A 16,276-nucleotide genomic window follows, 5' to 3' on the forward strand; every position below is an offset into this window, starting at 1 on the left:
TATTCAAGGCCGCATAAAGCTGTAATCGCGATCATCATCCAGATTGTCCGCGAGAAACTGCAGTTCTGCGGCCAGATCCGCCGCACTGCGCCCGGCCCGGCTGCGCTCGACCACTGCGCTGAGCAAAGCCCGCAGTACCATGGCCTGATCGAAATCCTGCGCCTCAACACCCTGCAAACTTTGCTCGATTGCCTGCCGCGCCCATTGATGCACGCCCATGTCACGCCCTCTCTGTTGATAGATGCAAGATCGCGCATAGCCATTCGCGCAACTTGATCTGAATCAACCTGCACAACGCAATCGAAACGCTGAAGGGCGCGCCATCAGCGCGGCAGATCATCCCCCTTCCAGGGCGCGGCCAGATAACGCGTGCGGTTGAAGGTCTCCAGCCAGTCTGGATAGAACACTACCAGCGCGGTCACCAGCATGCCGTTGATAAAGGCCTCGGGGAAAATCACCAGCCAGAGGTAGCCGATAAAATCCTCCAGCCAGGGCGGCATCGGGAACAACCCATCCACCCAGAGCAGGGCAAAAGCGGCAGCAATACACAGCAAAGCAGCCAGCGCAGCGGCGAAGAAGCCGCTGAAGAATATGTAGACGAACAGATTGCGCGGCTGCTTTTTCTCAACCCAAAGCGCGCAGGCTTCGGTCACCCACACGGGTATCACCACCAGCAGCACGCCGTTAACACCCAAGGCGGCAAGATCTTGCTTACCCAGTGCCAGCAAACCCAGCTGGGCAATCAAACCCACCAGCATGGCCAACGGCCAATCCAGCAGCAAGGTGACCGCCGTCATGCCGATAAAGTGATAGGACAGGCCCGAGTCGAAATCCCGACGCACCAGCCACAGTACAAACAGCGCCAGCGCTGTACCACCCAGCAAATGCTGACGACGCAGATCACTGCACAGCTCAACCCAGGGCGCACGCCAGATCGCCCAGCACAGCAGCGGCAGATAGATCAGCCAACCCAGTATCAGACTGGTGGAAGACAACAAGTGCGCGGCAATCATGTGGAACAACCCCCAAGCCATCGTGGCCGACTTGTGCAGTCTACAACTGCGGGCTCCAGCAACACATGAAAAGCACGCAACAACCGCCGCAGAGGGGTACCAACAACCCAATCGCGCAGGCTAAGCTGAGCCTATGGATGACTCAGACTATTTGCGCCTGCTGACGCACCAGGCCGAACAAGCCAATGCCTTTCTCTCCAACGCGCGCAAGTGGGAGCGCGAGCGCTGGGTCTGCCAGCGCCTGCTGCAGGCCTTGAACGTCAACCACCGCCTGGATGAATTCAGCGCCGCCAACCATGAACCACCCGACGTATTGTTCCGCGAGGCCAGCTTTGAAGTGTTCTTCGTCCTCGACGAAGGCCGTCGCCTGAATGATGAATGGCGTGCCGAACTGGAACGGCGACGCAGTGCGTTTTCCCTCAGCCAACTGGTGCGGCGCGAAACCAAACCACGGCGCATTGCCGCAGCTGAACTGCAACAGCGGCTGACGCCCACCCTGCGCAAAAAAGCCCACAACTATAAAGAGCGCGGCCTCGACCTGGGCGAGCTGGACTTGCTCGCCTACGTCAACCTGAAGCGCGCCGTGCCAGACTTCAACAGCCACTTTCCACCACCGACCGAGTTTCTCCGCCAAGGATGGCGCTCGCTATCACTGGTCGGCCCGACTTTTGCCCGCGTGCTGTTCGCCCACCCGAGCGCACCCGACTTTCTGCGCCACAACCTCGGTCGCAGCATACTTTTCGATGTAGGTATCAGCCTGTGAGTCCTCTGCATGAACTGCTTGCCGCCGTACCTCAGCAAGGCTGTGTACGCTGGATAGGCGTGCGCACCGCATCGCGAGCAACGATGATTGAATTGGACGCCGTGGAAGCGCGCCGTGAAGCAGGCCTCACCGGCGACCACAGCCGGCCGGGGCCGCGCAATGCCAGGCAAGTCACCCTAATTCAATGGGAACACCTCGCGGTGATAAGCGCCTTAATGGGTCGCCCTACCGAACAGCCGATCAACCCGATTGAACTGCGGCGCAATATCGCCATAAGTGGCATCAACCTATTCAGCCTCAAGGGCCGACGCTTCCGCCTCGGCCAGGCGATACTGGAAACCACCGGCTGGTGCCAACCCTGCGCCAAGCTGGAGGAACGCTTAGGGCTTGGTACCTTTCAGGCCATGCGCGGCCACGGCGGAATTACCGCGCGCGTGCTACAAGGGGGCATTATTCGCTTGAATGACGCCCTGCGCGTTGAGCCTTTATAAGTCGCGCGGCTAGAATGCCCAGCACTTCAGCCTGCAATCGATCCCATCAATTGCCAACCGGCCCCTTAATTCGAGGCACGCATGTCCAGTCGCCTGAATCCTGATGATCAAAAACGTGTCGAGCAATACCTTAGCGCTCCGCAACATCAGGTCGAGCGCCAGCCGTTCAAAGTCTGGCGACTGCTGCTGATCATCGTAATGGTCACGATTGGTCTGGGTGTGCTGAGCCGTCTTCTGAGTCGACTGGTGCTATGAGCTGCTTAGCGCTCGCCCACTGCGACTCGCCACTTTTTCTTAAAAGCCTTGTGAGCGTGTCTGATGACTCATCAAATCGTAATTGTCGGCGGCGGCGCCGGCGGACTGGAGCTTGCTACCCGCCTGGGTAGAACCCTGGGTAAACGCAGCCAAGCCAAGATCACCCTGGTTGACGCCAACCTGACCCACATCTGGAAACCGCTGCTGCATGAAGTGGCCGCGGGCTCGCTGAACTCCTCAGGTGATGAACTCAACTACGTGGCGCAAGCCAAATGGAATCACTTCGAATTCCAACTGGGGCGGATGTGCGACCTCAATCGCGCAGAAAAACGTATCAGCCTTGCTGCCACCCTGGATGATCAGGGGCAGGTGCTCATGCCTGCGCGCGAGCTCAGCTATGACAGCCTGGTTATTGCTGTGGGAAGTACCACCAATGACTTCGGAACGTCGGGCGCCGCCGAGCACTGCCTGTTTCTCGACACCCGCGAGCAGGCCGAGCGCTTCCACCACCAGCTGCTCAGCCACTACCTGCGCGCCCATGCCAGCCAAAGCGCAGCTACCGAGCTAATCAACATCGCCATCGTCGGCGCCGGCGCAACAGGCGTTGAACTGGCCGCCGAACTGCACCATGCCGCACGCGAACTGGCGGCCTACGGCTTGGATCGGATCAGCCCGGAAAACATGCGCATCACCCTGATTGAAGCCGGCCCCCGGGTCTTGCCTGCCCTGCCGGAACGGATCAGCCAGCCCGTGCATAAGACCCTGGAGAAACTCGGCGTAACCGTCCTCACCGGCGCAGCCGTCAGCCAGGTCACTCGCGAGGCGCTGCATACCGCACAAGGCCAAGTCATCCCAGCCACCTTGAAAGTCTGGGCGGCGGGGATTCGCGCACCTGACTTCCTTAAGGAGCTGGATGGCCTGGAAAGTAATCGCATCAACCAATTGCAGGTGCGCCTGACGCTGCAGACCACCCTGGACGACAACATTTTTGCCTTCGGCGACTGCGCCGCCTGCCCGCAGCCGGGCAGCGGAGGACGCAACGTGCCGCCGCGGGCGCAAGCGGCGCACCAGCAAGCCTCGCTACTGGGCAAATCACTTAAGCTACGCATCGAGGGCAAGGCGCTGCCGGAATACCGCTACCGGGATTACGGCTCGCTGATCTCGTTGTCGACCTTCTCGGCGGTCGGCAACCTGATGGGCAACTTGACCGGCAGCGTTATGCTCGAAGGCTGGCTGGCCAGGATGTTCTATGTATCGCTCTACCGCATGCACCAGATCGCTCTATACGGCGTCACCCGCACACTGCTGATGATGCTTGGCGACCGCATCGGCCGCAGCACCGAGCCGCGTCTAAAGCTGCATTGATTGGCTCAACCCTATCCGCAGGAACTCGCCACGGTCGCCCAGCACCATGTGCGACATGGCCAGTTCTTGCGTTTAAATCCGCCAAAGAATGGAGGTCGAGATAAATCGCAGGCAATAAAAAACCCGCACTAGGCGGGTTTTTTATCATTCAAGCATGCTTGAAATGGTGGGTCGTGTGGGATTCGAACCTACGACCAATTGGTTAAAAGCCAACTGCTCTACCAACTGAGCTAACGACCCAAAAATGGTCGGGGTAGGGGGATTCGAACTCCCGACATCCTGCTCCCAAAGCAGGCGCGCTACCGGACTGCGCTATACCCCGATGAAAGATTGGCTCCGCGACCAGGACTCGAACCTGGGACCCAATGATTAACAGTCATTTGCTCTACCGACTGAGCTATCGCGGAACTACTTGCTTCCGTTCTCAGAAACTGGATCCGGTTATTAAGTCGTTTCCCGTGTCTGAGGCGCGCCATTTTACGTTTCCGCGCGCGCCTGTCAACCCCTTAAATTGCTTTTAGTACAATGATTTGCAGCTGCGTGAGCGGCTGCTATATCTTCACTAGGTCTGTATTCATTGCAGGACGCACAAGCCGTAAGGCTCCAGCCAGGAAAGTCCATGAGTAACCAGGGCACACCGCCAAATCCACCCGGCTCAACGCACACCCTTGCCAGCCGTGGCATCCAGCCACGCTTCGGCGATTTGGTGCAAAGCTGTCGAAAACTAGTGATGAACCGCCTGGCTGAACACCTGACGGGGGTCTTTGCCCAGGTCGACGACACGCTGTTCGAATGCGCCGAAAAAGCCGAGAACAATCAGGTGCAAACCCTGTTCTTCGACAACATGCGCGAGATTCGCCGGCAGCGTCCGCAGATTGAACGCAGCTATCATCAGCAAATTGCACAGAATTTCTCCGATTTCCTCGAAGGCAAACTCAAGCCACCACCCAGCACCAGCAAGCTGGACGCTGAGCACATGGCGCTGGTGCAAAACGAGGATTATGAAGAAAGCCTGCAAGTCACCAATATGGTCAGCCGGGTCAAGGCGCGATGCGCGCAATCACTGTTTGCTCTGGAACAACGCCTGGCACTCCTTAATAACGGCCAGAAGCTGGGGGAGGACATCAATCCCTTTGGCCCGCAGATGATTGCCCAGGCGTTTCGCGATGCCCTGACGCCCTGCCCGTTTCCGCTTCGTATAAAGGTCATCCTTTATACGTTGTTTGATACGCATGTGATGCAGAGCCTGGACAGTATCTATACCGCATTGAATCAACGCCTGATCGATGCAGGCGTGCTGCCAAATTTGAAGTACACCGCGCAGCGCAACAACCCACTGCTGCGACCTAAAGCCTCGACTGCCGCGCCGGCAGAGCAAGCACCTGAAGGCAGTGCCACTACAAGTCATAGCCCGACAGGCACACCTTCGACTCCAGCGCCAGGGCAACCCTACAAGCCTGTCACTACAGACCTCAGCGGCCCACCACCGAGTGACCCCCTGGAATTGCTCGGCAGCCTGGCGACACTACTGGGCGAACACCGCCAGCGCGACATTGACGCGCCACTCCTTGGCGGAACACGCAGCATTGCCAGCTTCACACCGCGCGAAGCGACCAGCACCTACAGCGCGTCCGCACTGCTGGATGCGCTGAATCGCATGCAGCAACAATCAGCCAACGACCTGTCGCAGCGGCTGAGTCGCCCGCAGCAGGTAGAGGGCCTCAAGGCGGATTTGCAACAGCAGCTAGAGGCGCACAGCGAGCTACCGGGCCAGCAGAAGGTTTCTGACCAGGAAGCCGACGTGATCGACCTGGTCGGCATGCTGTTCGACTTTATCCTCGACGACGACAACCTGCCGGATACCTGCAAGACCACCCTATCCCACCTGCATACGCCCTACCTGAAAGTGGCACTGCAGGACAAAGCGCTGTTCACCCAGCACCACCACCCGGCCCGGCGCCTGCTCAATGCCATGGCCCAAGCAGGTGTTCTGTATGGCGGGGAAGGCGACGAACGCGGCCTGCTGGCCAAAATGCAGTGGGTGGTTGAGCGGGTTATCCACGATTTTTTCGGCGACCTGCAACTGTTTAACAACCTACTGGAGGAGTTCAACGAATTCGTTGCGACACTCCGCCATAAGGTCGAGCTGCGCGAGCGCCGTGCAGTAGAAGCGGCAAAAGGCCGCGACAAACTGCTTGGCGCTCGTCAGCATGCAGTCGAAGTGATCGCCAACAGCCTGAATAATCGTCAACCGCCGACCATCATCCGCAACTTCCTCGAACTAACCTGGGCGGACGTACTGGTCTTTGTACTGCTGCGCAATGGTGAGCAGAGCCCGGAATGGCAGCGCGCCTGCGAAGCGGCCGAGCAACTGGCCTGGAGTGGCACCCTGCTTGACGACGCCGGCCGTGAGCGCCTGCAGAAATTACGCGTACCGCTGCTCGAAGACCTGCGCAAAGGCCTGGAGCTGCTGGGCGGCTACCACGAAGACGGCATCCGCCGGCTGCTGCAGGACCTCGTGGCCTGCCAACATGCCGTACAGGCCAAACAGCCACAAGTGGCCGCCCAGCTCAAACCCATCCTGCCCGAGAGCCCACTCGGCGCCATGCTCGGTGAAGACGCCGCGCTGGCCACTCTGGCACCACGCGAATCAACACTCTCGACGCGCGCGCTGGCGCTGGCTAAAGAACTGGGACATATCGAATTCGGCACCTGGTTCGAGTTCGTCAATGGCGAGCAGGTGCGCACACTCAAGTTGTCCTGGTTCAGCCCAACAACTCGCAACTACATGTTTGTCGACCAGAGCGGCCAGCGCGTAGCAATCAAGCCACTCACCCAGCTGGCCACTGAAATGGAACAAGGGCTGGCGCGCATCGTCACCCCCGAACGAGGTGCACCACTGGTGGACCGTGCCCTTACCGCCATTTACCGCGTGCTCCAGCGTTTTACCGGGCGCACGGCTGAGCCTCAAGAATAAGGAACTCCTATGGATGACGAACGTCGCCTGCACAGCCGGCATAACGCCGAAGTGCAGCTGGAAGTCTTCGACCTACACACGGGACAACGCCTGGGCCGCGTGGTCGACCTGTCCGCCGACGGCTTTATGTTGTTTAGCGATACGCCGCTGGCCGCCGACGAGTTGGTGGAGTGCCGCCTAGTGAGTGAGCAACCGGTAGAGGGCGTCTGTGAAATCACCCTCGGCGCTGATTGCCTGTGGAGTCGTCCTGGCGCCGACGGCCAGCACTGCTGGGCCGGCTTTCACATCATTGACCTGGCAGAAGACCAGGCTGCCGCACTGGAAGTCCTGCTCAAGCACCTGTAATCCACCCCAATAAAAACACCCCGGTCAGCGCGAACTGAACCGGGGTGTTTTTTATTTTGCAGCCCTATTGTGGCCGACAGCGTTTAACCAAAGACGATTTCATCCCCCTCAACCTTGCCTGTCACACTGCTGCCTGGGGCGAACTTGCCGGCCAGAATCAGCTGGGCCAAGGGGTTTTCGATCCAGCGCTGCACGGCACGCTTGAGCGGGCGAGCACCATAGACCGGGTCGTAACCAACGGCGATCAGCTTATCCAAGGCCTCATCGGACAACTCCAGGCTCAGCTCACGCTCAGCCAGACGCTGACGCAAACGGCTCAGCTGGATTTGTGCGATACCCGCAATCTGGTCGCGGGCCAGCGGCTCGAAGATCACCACCTCATCAATCCGGTTGATAAATTCCGGACGGAAGTGTGTGCCCACCGCATCCATCACAGCTGCGCGCTGTGCCTCACGATCACCGACCAGCTCCTGAATCTGCGAGGAGCCAAGGTTGGAGGTCATCACGATTACGGTGTTCTTGAAATCCACGGTGCGGCCATGGCTGTCAGTCAGACGACCATCTTCAAGCACCTGCAACAGCACGTTGAACACGTCTGGATGCGCCTTTTCCACCTCATCCAGCAGGATCACCGAATAAGGCTTACGGCGTACCGCCTCGGTTAAATAACCGCCCTCTTCGTAACCGACATAACCCGGCGGCGCCCCGATCAGCCGCGCCACGGAGTGCTTCTCCATAAACTCGGACATGTCGATACGCACCAACGCCTCTTCGGTATCGAACAGAAACTCAGCCAACGCCTTGCACAGTTCGGTTTTACCGACCCCGGTTGGACCAAGGAAGAGGAACGAACCACTTGGCCGATTCGGGTCGGACAACCCGGCGCGGGAGCGCCGCACGGCGTTAGCCACAGCAACTACAGCTTCGTTCTGACCGATCACCCGCTGATGCAGCAGACCTTCCATTTTCAGCAGTTTGTCGCGCTCGCCTTCGAGCATCTTGCTTACCGGAATACCGGTCCACTTCGATACCACTTCGGCGATTTCTTCCTCGGTGACCTTGCTACGCAGCAACTGGTTCTCGCTTTTACCGTGCTGATCGACCATCTGCAGGCTGCGCTCCAGGTCCGGAATAATCCCGTACTGCAGCTCGGCCATGCGGTTGAGATCCCCCTTGCGCCGCGCCGCCTCAAGCTCTTGCCGAGCCTGCTCGATCTTCTGCTGGATCTGCGCGGAGCCTTGCACCTCAGCCTTCTCAGACTTCCAGATTTCCTCCAGATCAGCGTATTCACGCTCCAGCCGCGCAATGTCTTCGTTAAGCTTGGCCAGGCGCTTGATCGCCGCTTCGTCGTCTTCTTTCTTCAACGCCTGGGCTTCAACCTTGAGCTGAATCAGCCGCCGCTCAAGGCGGTCGAGCACCTCAGGCTTGGAATCGATTTCCATACGAATGCGGCTGGCCGCTTCGTCGATCAGGTCGATGGCCTTGTCCGGCAACTGACGATCGGTGATGTAGCGGTGCGACAACTTGGCCGCTGCAATGATCGCACCGTCAGTGATGGCCACCTTGTGGTGCACCTCGTAGCGTTCTTTAAGTCCACGCAGGATAGCGATGGTATCTTCTTCGCTCGGCTCATCCACCAGCACCTTCTGAAAGCGCCGCTCCAGCGCCGCATCTTTCTCGATGTACTGGCGATATTCGTTGAGCGTGGTCGCGCCGACGCAGTGCAGCTCGCCGCGCGCCAGCGATGGCTTGAGCATATTGCCAGCGTCCATCGAGCCCTCGCCTTTGCCGGCGCCGACCATGGTGTGCAACTCATCGATAAACAGGATGATCCGCCCTTCCTGCTTGCTCAGCTCATTGAGCACCGCCTTCAGGCGCTCCTCAAACTCGCCGCGGAACTTGGCACCCGCGATCAGCGCGCCCATATCCAACGACAGCAGGCGCTTATCCTTCAGGCCATCCGGCACCTCGCCATTGACGATGCGCTGGGCCAGGCCTTCGGCAATCGCAGTTTTACCGACACCCGGTTCGCCGATCAGCACCGGATTGTTCTTGGTGCGGCGCTGCAAGACCTGAATTGTGCGGCGAATCTCGTCGTCACGACCGATTACCGGGTCGAGCTTGCCTTCTTCGGCACGCTTGGTCAGGTCGACGGTGTATTTATCCAGGGCCTGGCGATTTTCCTCGACGTTCGGGTCATTTACCGCATCGCCGCCGCGCAGGTTGGTCACGGCATTTTCCAGCGCCTTGCGGCTAACGCCCTGACCAAGCAACAGCTTGCCCAGCTTTGTGTTCTCATCCATCGCAGCCAGCAGCACCAGCTCGCTGGAGATAAATTGGTCGCCCTTCTGCTGCGACAAGCGATCAGCCTGATTGAGCAGACGCGCCAGGTCCTGCGACAGATTGACGTCGCCGGATGGGTTCTGGATTTTGCCCAGCTGATCCAGCTCCTTGCCCAAAGCCAGGCGCAGGCTGTTGACATCAAAACCGACCTGCATCAGCAGCGGCTTGATCGAGCCGCCCTGCTGTTCGAGCAATGCCTGCATCAGGTGCAGCGGCTCAATGGCCGCATGGTCCAGACCAACGGCCAGGGACTGCGCATCGGAGAGCGCGAGTTGCAACTTGCTGGTTAAACGATCAATACGCATAAACAATCAACCCTCGTGGTGATGGCAGGCCGGCGCACTGAATCGCACCCAAACAGAAAGCCTGCGAGATGAAGAGTAGATGAGGACGATTGTGCGGGTTTCAAGCCGAGCGGCGTTGACCTGGATCATTTGCCGCAACAGTGCCGCAGCTGCGGCACGCGAGGATCAGTTAACCAACCAGATCAGGCTGGCAAAGCGCCCGGTTTGCGCAGAACGGCGATAGGAGAAGAAACGTGGATCGTTGAAGGTGCAGAAATCACCGCCGTACACCGCGTCAACGCCACAGGCGGCCAGACGAATACGCGCCAGCTGGTAGATATCAGCCATAAATTTGCCCACATTGACGCTGGGCTGGAATGCTGACGCGGCTTGCGCATGCTGAGCAACAAAGGCCTCACGCACCTCACCGCCCACTTCGAAGGCCTGCGGACCAATCGCTGGCCCCAACCAGACCAGCACCTGATCTGTCGGCACTGCCAATTGATCCAGGGTGGCTTCAAGTACCCCGGCAGCCAGGCCACGCCAGCCAGCATGAGCTGCCGCAACACGGGTGCCGGCTCGATCACAGAACAGCACGGGCAGGCAGTCGGCGGTCATTACTGTGCAGGCGATACCTGGCTTTTTCGTCCAACTGGCGTCGGCTTCAAGTACCAGAGCAGGGTTGGCCTCAACCACTGCAACACCATGCACCTGCTGTAACCAGGCGGGCTTGCAGCCGAGCAGGCTGACCAATCGCTGACGGTTTTTCAGCACGGCCTTTGGTTCGTCGCCAACATGCTCGCCCAGATTGCAGCTATCGAACGGCGCAACACTGACACCACCACTGCGGGTCGTGACGCTGGTTTTGACTCTTGCTGGCGCGGGCCATTGTGGTGTTAGCCAATCGTGCATCCTGTCACCCTGCTCCCTATTCGCCACTCGCGTTAGTCAGGCCGCGCTCAGCCGATAAACGCTTCACGGTCCTGACGCAGCAGCGTCAGCAACCAGACAAAGTCATCCGGCAATGGCGACTGCCACTTCATGCGCTCACCGGTGATCGGATGATCCAACTCCAGGAAACGCGCATGCAAGGCCTGACGCGGGAACTCCTTGAGGGTTTGCACCATGCTTGGATTGGCGGCCGGAGGGATGCGGAAGCGCCCACCGTAGACCGGATCGCCCACCAACGGATAACCGATATGGCTCATGTGCACGCGAATCTGGTGAGTACGGCCAGTTTCCAGCTTGACTCGCGCATGGGTGTGCGAGCGATAACGCTCCAGCACCCGATAATGGCTGACCGCCGGTTTGCCACCATCGCTCACCGCCATGCGCTGACGCTGCGAGGAGCTGCGGCCAATCGGCGCGTTGATCTTGCCGCCGGAGGTGATCACGCCAATCACGATGCACTCGTAGATACGGCTGACCGAACGCTTCTGCAACTGATCGACCAAACGGGTCTGCGCCTCGATGGTTTTGGCCACCACCATCAGGCCAGTGGTGTCTTTATCCAGACGGTGCACGATGCCGGCACGCGGCACATTGATAATATCCGGCACGTGGTGCAGTAAAGCGTTAAGCAGGGTGCCATCGGCATGCCCGGCAGCCGGATGCACAACCAGACCAGCCGGTTTGTCGATCACCAGAATCTGTTCGTCTTCGTAGACGATGTTTAGCGCGATGTCCTGGGCGATCCATTCGCCCTGGGCTTCCTGCTCGGCGTTCAACGCCAGCAGTGCACCGCCATGGACGATGTCGCGCGGGCGCAACACCTCACCATCGACGGTCAGCAGACCCTCTTTGATCCAGGCAGACAGACGCGAACGCGAGTGCTCGGCGAACAGGAGTGCGGCGACTTGATCGAGGCGTTGACCGCCCATTTCATAGGGCACCTCGGCGTTCAGTTCAATGATCTGCTTATTAATAGAGGACATGCTCGGCAACAGAGGGGGCATAGCTTTTGGTTTCGGCTACACGCTTGTGGTTAAATACGGCGTCTTTGCCCCAGGGGTACCGGGGGCGCTCATCATAACAGGACGGCTTTGCTCAAGACAGCCGCCGTCACAGGGACGCAAGCCGCCATGCAAGTGAAACACCTGCTGCTGATCGCAATCCTCGCCCTCACTGCCGCCTGCTCATCGAAAGAGGTGGTCGACGAAAACCTGAGCGAGACCGAACTCTACCAGCAGGCACAGGCCGACCTGGATAATAGTAGCTACACCAGCGCCGTCGCCAAGCTCAAGGCACTGGAGTCGCGCTACCCGTTCGGCCGTTATGCCGAGCAAGCGCAGCTGGAGCTGATCTACGCTTACTACAAGAACGTTGAGCCTGAAGCAGCCAAGTCCGCGGCGGACCGTTTTATCCGCCTGCACCCGCAGCACGCCAATGTTGACTACGCCTACTACCTCAAAGGCCTGGCTTCGTTTGACCAGGACCGCGGCCTGATTGCCCGCTTCGTTCCGCTGGACATGACCAAGCGCGACCCGGGCGCCGCCCGCGACTCTTACAATGAGTTCGCCCAGCTCACCAGCCGCTTCCCGACCAGCCGCTACGCGCCCGACGCCAAGCAGCGCATGATCTACCTGCGCAACCTGCTCGCCGCCTACGAGATCCACGTGGCGCATTACTATCTAACCCGTAATGCTTATGTGGCCGCCGCGAACCGTGGCCGCTATGTTGTGGAAAACTTCCAGGAAACACCCGCCGTCGGCGATGGCTTGGCCGTGATGACCGAGGCCTATCAGCGCCTGACTCTGGATGACCTGGCGGCTACCAGCCTGGAAACCCTCAAGCTCAACTACCCGGACCACCCAAGCCTGGTCGATGGCCAGTTTGTTCCGCGCGAAGAAGAAGCCGACAGTCGCTCCTGGCTGGCCAAGGCGACCTTGGGCCTGATTGAAACTGACACCCCACTGCCACCGGGTGAAACCCGCGCCAGCCAGGATGTGATTCGCCAGTACGAAGATGCAGAAGAACAAATCCCGGATGACCTCAAGGCCGGCACCAGCGAAGAAAAACCGAGCCGTTCCTGGTTCAGCTACCTGACCTTTGGCCTGTTCGACTAAGTCAAAATAGGTAATAAAAAAGGGAGGCCCGATGCCTCCCTTTTTTATTGGGGCGACTGCAGGGACTACGAGGCAGGCCTGCCGTAAACCAAACAACACTGCTCGCTTCGCCAATCGACGCAAGAAACGGCATTCAGCGCACAGCTTCAAGACTGGGCGCACGCAAACGGCTTAGCTAAACTGCCCGCCTACCGATAGAAAGAGAGCACCATGGGCCTGTTCCGCTTATTGTTCTGGATTGCCATCATTGCGGCCGCGTTTTGGCTGTGGCGGCGCTTTACTCGCACGCCAACTGCACGCCCCGAAGACCGCAACACTGGTGCAGCCCCAATGGTTCGCTGTGCACACTGCGGCACTCATGTACCCCGCAGTCATGCACTGGCTAAAGATGAACAGTGGTTTTGCAGCCAAACGCACCTAGAACAAGGCCCGCAATCCGGTGAGCGCTGATTTCCCCCTGAGCGGGGAGCAAAGCTGGCGAATCCTGCGGCTCTATCACCTCTACCGCCTGGTAATCGGCATTACCCTGGCGCTGCTGATCTCCAGCGACCTCGACGCTCAACTGCTGGACATGATGCACCCGGCACTTTTCCGTAATGGCAGCTGGGTTTACCTCGCCCTCAACGTCCTGATCATCGCAACCGTTCGACGCCCCAAGCGCCTGGCGCAGATATTCAGTCTCGCATTGGTCGATGTGATTCTGCTTTCCGGGTTGTTCTATGCCGCCGGCGGCCCCCCCAGCGGCATCGGCAACCTGCTGATTGTCGCCGTCGCGATCGCCAACATCCTGTTGCGCGGACGTATAGGCCTGCTGATTGCCGCAGTCGCCGCAACAGGCATGATCTACCTGACCTTTTACCTCAGCCTCAGCCGACCGGCTGCTGCCGCACAGTACGTGCAGGCTGGCGCACTTGGCGCGCTTTGCTTCGCTGCTGCATTGTTTGTGCAGGGACTGACACGCCGGCTGCAAGTCAGCGAAAGCCTGGCCGAGCAACGTGCAGCGGATGTTGCAAACCTGGAGGCGCTGAACGCCCTGATCCTGCAACGGATGCGTACCGGGATTCTGGTGCTCGACGAGCTGCACCGCGTGCTGCTGGCCAACCAAGGCGCCAACCACCTGCTAGGGCACGCGGACCTGAATGGCAAGATTCTCGACCCGCACTGCCCCGAGCTGATCAAACGCATGCAGCAATGGTCGCACAACCCCAGCCTGCGCCCCGCCAGCTTACAAGCCGCCCCCGATGGCCGAGTGCTGCAACCTAGCTTTATTGCTCTGCAGCGCGGCGAGTATAAACACACCCTGATTTTTCTCGACGACATCTCACAGATCGCTCAGCAGGCGCAGCAGCTCAAACTCGCCTCACTGGGCCGCCTCACAGCGGGTATCGCCCATGAGATTCGCAACCCCCTGGGCGCAATCAGCCACGCAGCACAACTGCTGCAGGAATCCGAAGAGCTGGAAGGTCCGGACCTGCGCCTGGCGCAGATCATCCAGGATCACTCGCGACGAATGAACCTGGTGATCGAGAACGTCCTGCAACTGTCGCGACGGCGCCAGGCCGAACCACAACTGCTCGACCTGAAGTATTGGCTGCACCGCTTCGCCAGTGAATTCCGCAGCAGTGCAGCTCCCGGGCAGACACTCCACCTAGAAACCAGCAGCGGCAGCATTCAAACTCGAATGGACCCGCACCAGCTCACACAGGTGCTGAGCAATCTGGTGGAGAATGGCCTGCGCTACAGCGCACAAAAGAACAAGCAGGGCCAAGTCTGGCTAAAGCTGTTCCGCGACCCGGAAAGCGAGCTACCGGTACTCGAGGTATTGGACGATGGCCCTGGCGTTGCCGAGGAGCAACTGCACCACTTGTTCGAACCGTTCTACACCACAGAAAACAAGGGCACCGGCCTGGGCCTGTATATTTCCCGCGAGCTGTGCGAAAGCAACCAGGCACGCCTCGACTATAAACTGCGTGACGGTGGCGGCAGCTGCCTACGCATCACCTTCGCCCACCCGCGCAAACTGAGCTGACCATGACCCGCCAGAGAGCCTTGATCGTCGATGACGAACCGGATATTCGCGAACTCCTGGAAATCACCCTGGGGCGCATGAAGCTCGACACCCGAAGCGCGCGCAACGTCAAGGAAGCCCGCGAATGGCTGGCGAAGGAGCCATTCGACCTGTGCCTGACCGACATGCGCCTACCTGACGGTACGGGCCTTGAGCTGGTACAACACATTCTGCTGCGCCACCCGCAAGTGCCCGTGGCGATGATCACCGCTTACGGCAGCCTGGACACCGCGATCAATGCGTTGAAAGCTGGCGCATTCGACTTTCTGACCAAGCCGGTGGACCTCGGCCGCCTACGTGAACTGGTCGCAGCCGCCCTGCGTCTGCGCAGCGCCGATGGCGAAGAGTTGCCCGTTGACAGCCGCCTGCTCGGCGACTCACCGCCGATGAAGGCCATGCGCAAGCAGATACTCAAGCTCGCACGTAGCCAAGCACCGGTGTACATAAGCGGCGAGTCTGGCAGCGGCAAGGAGCTGGTCGCCCGCCTGATCCACGAGCAAGGCTCACGTGGCGATCAGCCCTTTATCCCGGTCAACTGCGGCGCCATCCCCACCGAGCTGATGGAAAGCGAGTTTTTCGGTCATAAAAAAGGCAGCTTTACCGGCGCCATCGAAGACAAACAAGGCCTGTTTCAAGCAGCCAACGGCGGCACGCTGTTCCTCGACGAGGTCGCCGACCTGCCACTGCCAATGCAAGTTAAATTGCTACGCGCGATTCAGGAAAAAGCCGTACGCGCAGTGGGCGGCCAGCAGGAGTTGATCGTCGATGTACGCATCCTCTGCGCCACCCACAAGGATCTGGCCGGGGAGGTCGCGGCCGGACGCTTCCGCCAGGACCTGTATTACCGCCTTAACGTGATCGAACTGCGCGTACCCGCTCTGCGCGAGCGCCGCGAAGACATTGCCCTGCTAGCAGGCATCATGCTCAAGCGCCTGGCCGAGGGCACAGGCCTCAGCCCAGCCAAGCTGGATGACGACGCGCTGGAAAAACTCAAAAGCTACCGCTTTCCGGGCAACGTGCGCGAGCTGGAGAACATGCTCGAGCGCGCCTACACCCTGTGCGAAGACGATCGCATCACCACCAGCGACCTGCGCCTGGCCGACAGCGTGCCGATCAGCGAGAACGGCGAAGCCAACCTCGCACAGATCGATAATCTGGAAGACTACCTGGAAGCCATCGAACGCAAACTAATCATGCAAGCTCTGGAAGAAACCCGCTGGAACCGCACCGCCGCTGCTCAGCGCCTGGGCCTGAGTTTTCGCTCGATGCGCTATCGGCTAAAAAAGCTCGGCATCGACTAACGCAAG

The 16,276-nt window shown here is 59.6% G+C and carries 15 protein-coding genes and 3 tRNA genes; 10 read left to right on the top strand and 8 right to left on the bottom strand.

The features are described from left to right. Positions 1-3: 3 nt before the first annotated feature. Both HCI85_RS05280 and HCI85_RS05285 read right to left on the bottom strand, forming a co-directional pair. A complete protein-coding gene (locus HCI85_RS05280) occupies positions 4-219 on the bottom strand; it encodes a hypothetical protein (RefSeq protein ID WP_167142718.1) in 216 nt (71 codons plus the stop codon). A 104-nt stretch (positions 220-323) separates the two neighbouring features. Continuing rightward, complete coding sequence (locus HCI85_RS05285) at positions 324-1,013, bottom strand: energy-coupling factor ABC transporter permease (protein ID WP_167142721.1); 690 nt, start codon at positions 1,011-1,013, stop codon at positions 324-326. 133 nt (positions 1,014-1,146) lie between these two features. Between HCI85_RS05285 and HCI85_RS05290 the strand changes: the two genes are divergently transcribed. The 4 genes from HCI85_RS05290 (at position 1,147) to HCI85_RS05305 (ending at position 3,887) form a co-directional block, all read left to right on the top strand. Beyond that, positions 1,147-1,776, top strand: a complete 630-nt coding sequence (locus tag HCI85_RS05290; protein ID WP_167142724.1) for a DUF1780 domain-containing protein — start codon at positions 1,147-1,149, stop codon at positions 1,774-1,776. After that, entirely contained in the window at positions 1,773-2,267 is a 495-nt protein-coding gene (locus HCI85_RS05295) for an MOSC domain-containing protein (RefSeq protein ID WP_167142728.1), read from the top strand. The genes HCI85_RS05290 and HCI85_RS05295 overlap by 4 nt, the downstream gene beginning before the upstream one ends. An 81-nt stretch (positions 2,268-2,348) precedes the next feature. Continuing rightward, on the top strand, positions 2,349-2,522 hold the full coding sequence (locus HCI85_RS05300) for a DUF3094 family protein (RefSeq protein WP_160085534.1): 174 nt from the start codon (positions 2,349-2,351) through the stop codon (positions 2,520-2,522). Positions 2,523-2,585: 63 nt separating this feature from the next. Next, complete coding sequence (locus HCI85_RS05305) at positions 2,586-3,887, top strand: NAD(P)/FAD-dependent oxidoreductase (protein WP_167142731.1); 1,302 nt, start codon at positions 2,586-2,588, stop codon at positions 3,885-3,887. A 164-nt stretch (positions 3,888-4,051) separates the two neighbouring features. On the opposite strand, the gene HCI85_RS05310 is transcribed toward HCI85_RS05305, so the two are convergent. From HCI85_RS05310 to HCI85_RS05320, 3 genes are all read right to left on the bottom strand, one after another. Next, positions 4,052-4,127 (bottom strand) — tRNA-Lys (locus HCI85_RS05310). 5 nt (positions 4,128-4,132) lie between these two features. Continuing rightward, a tRNA-Pro gene (locus HCI85_RS05315) sits at positions 4,133-4,209 on the bottom strand. A 9-nt stretch (positions 4,210-4,218) separates the two neighbouring features. Beyond that, positions 4,219-4,294, bottom strand: a tRNA-Asn gene (locus HCI85_RS05320). 212 nt (positions 4,295-4,506) lie between these two features. Between HCI85_RS05320 and HCI85_RS05325 the strand changes: the two genes are divergently transcribed. After that, a complete protein-coding gene (locus tag HCI85_RS05325; RefSeq protein ID WP_167142734.1) occupies positions 4,507-6,864 on the top strand; it encodes a DUF1631 domain-containing protein in 2,358 nt (785 codons plus the stop codon). A 9-nt stretch (positions 6,865-6,873) separates the two neighbouring features. After that, on the top strand, positions 6,874-7,209 hold the full coding sequence (locus HCI85_RS05330) for a PilZ domain-containing protein (RefSeq protein ID WP_090249340.1): 336 nt from the start codon (positions 6,874-6,876) through the stop codon (positions 7,207-7,209). An 83-nt stretch (positions 7,210-7,292) separates the two neighbouring features. Here the strand turns inward: HCI85_RS05330 and clpB are convergent, their stop codons facing one another. The 3 genes from clpB to rluD form a co-directional block, all read right to left on the bottom strand. Continuing rightward, positions 7,293-9,857, bottom strand: a complete 2,565-nt coding sequence (clpB, locus tag HCI85_RS05335; RefSeq protein ID WP_160085537.1) for an ATP-dependent chaperone ClpB — start codon at positions 9,855-9,857, stop codon at positions 7,293-7,295. Positions 9,858-10,022: 165 nt separating this feature from the next. Further along, complete coding sequence (gene pgeF / locus HCI85_RS05340; RefSeq protein WP_167142737.1) at positions 10,023-10,748, bottom strand: peptidoglycan editing factor PgeF; 726 nt, start codon at positions 10,746-10,748, stop codon at positions 10,023-10,025. Positions 10,749-10,795: 47 nt separating this feature from the next. After that, positions 10,796-11,770: a 23S rRNA pseudouridine(1911/1915/1917) synthase RluD gene (rluD, locus tag HCI85_RS05345; protein WP_160085539.1), complete on the bottom strand. Its 975-nt coding sequence runs from the start codon at positions 11,768-11,770 to the stop codon at positions 10,796-10,798. 147 nt (positions 11,771-11,917) lie between these two features. Here rluD and HCI85_RS05350 point away from each other — a divergent pair, with 147 nt between their 5' ends. From HCI85_RS05350 to HCI85_RS05365, 4 genes are all read left to right on the top strand, one after another. Further along, entirely contained in the window at positions 11,918-12,901 is a 984-nt protein-coding gene (locus HCI85_RS05350) for an outer membrane protein assembly factor BamD (protein ID WP_160085540.1), read from the top strand. 210 nt (positions 12,902-13,111) lie between these two features. Next, positions 13,112-13,351, top strand: coding sequence for a PP0621 family protein (locus HCI85_RS20940; RefSeq protein WP_090249352.1), 240 nt, complete (start codon positions 13,112-13,114; stop codon positions 13,349-13,351). Next, complete coding sequence (locus HCI85_RS05360; RefSeq protein ID WP_167142740.1) at positions 13,341-14,930, top strand: sensor histidine kinase; 1,590 nt, start codon at positions 13,341-13,343, stop codon at positions 14,928-14,930. The genes HCI85_RS20940 and HCI85_RS05360 overlap by 11 nt, the downstream gene beginning before the upstream one ends. A 2-nt stretch (positions 14,931-14,932) precedes the next feature. Next, positions 14,933-16,270, top strand: a complete 1,338-nt coding sequence (locus HCI85_RS05365; RefSeq protein WP_090249359.1) for a sigma-54-dependent transcriptional regulator — start codon at positions 14,933-14,935, stop codon at positions 16,268-16,270. The last annotated feature ends 6 nt before the right edge of the window (positions 16,271-16,276 follow it).

It is taken from the genome of Pseudomonas sp. OTU750018 (genome assembly GCF_011636575.1).
In the GTDB taxonomy this organism is placed as follows: Bacteria; Pseudomonadota; Gammaproteobacteria; order Pseudomonadales; family Pseudomonadaceae; genus Aquipseudomonas; species Aquipseudomonas peli.

Excerpts from the sequence above, each read along its gene's own strand:
- HCI85_RS05280 (WP_167142718.1), bottom strand. The coding sequence starts at position 219 with ATGGGCGTGCATCAATGGGCGCGGCAGGCAATCGAGCAAAGTTTGCAG.
- HCI85_RS05285 (WP_167142721.1), bottom strand. The coding sequence starts at position 1,013 with ATGATTGCCGCGCACTTGTTGTCTTCCACCAGTCTGATACTGGGTTGG.
- HCI85_RS05290 (WP_167142724.1), top strand. The coding sequence starts at position 1,147 with ATGGATGACTCAGACTATTTGCGCCTGCTGACGCACCAGGCCGAACAA.
- HCI85_RS05300 (WP_160085534.1), top strand. The coding sequence starts at position 2,349 with ATGTCCAGTCGCCTGAATCCTGATGATCAAAAACGTGTCGAGCAATAC.
- HCI85_RS05305 (WP_167142731.1), top strand. The coding sequence starts at position 2,586 with ATGACTCATCAAATCGTAATTGTCGGCGGCGGCGCCGGCGGACTGGAG.
- HCI85_RS05325 (WP_167142734.1), top strand. The coding sequence starts at position 4,507 with ATGAGTAACCAGGGCACACCGCCAAATCCACCCGGCTCAACGCACACC.
- HCI85_RS05330 (WP_090249340.1), top strand. The coding sequence starts at position 6,874 with ATGGATGACGAACGTCGCCTGCACAGCCGGCATAACGCCGAAGTGCAG.
- clpB (WP_160085537.1), bottom strand. The coding sequence starts at position 9,857 with ATGCGTATTGATCGTTTAACCAGCAAGTTGCAACTCGCGCTCTCCGAT.
- pgeF (WP_167142737.1), bottom strand. The coding sequence starts at position 10,748 with ATGCACGATTGGCTAACACCACAATGGCCCGCGCCAGCAAGAGTCAAA.
- rluD (WP_160085539.1), bottom strand. The coding sequence starts at position 11,770 with ATGTCCTCTATTAATAAGCAGATCATTGAACTGAACGCCGAGGTGCCC.
- HCI85_RS05350 (WP_160085540.1), top strand. The coding sequence starts at position 11,918 with ATGCAAGTGAAACACCTGCTGCTGATCGCAATCCTCGCCCTCACTGCC.
- HCI85_RS20940 (WP_090249352.1), top strand. The coding sequence starts at position 13,112 with ATGGGCCTGTTCCGCTTATTGTTCTGGATTGCCATCATTGCGGCCGCG.
- HCI85_RS05365 (WP_090249359.1), top strand. The coding sequence starts at position 14,933 with ATGACCCGCCAGAGAGCCTTGATCGTCGATGACGAACCGGATATTCGC.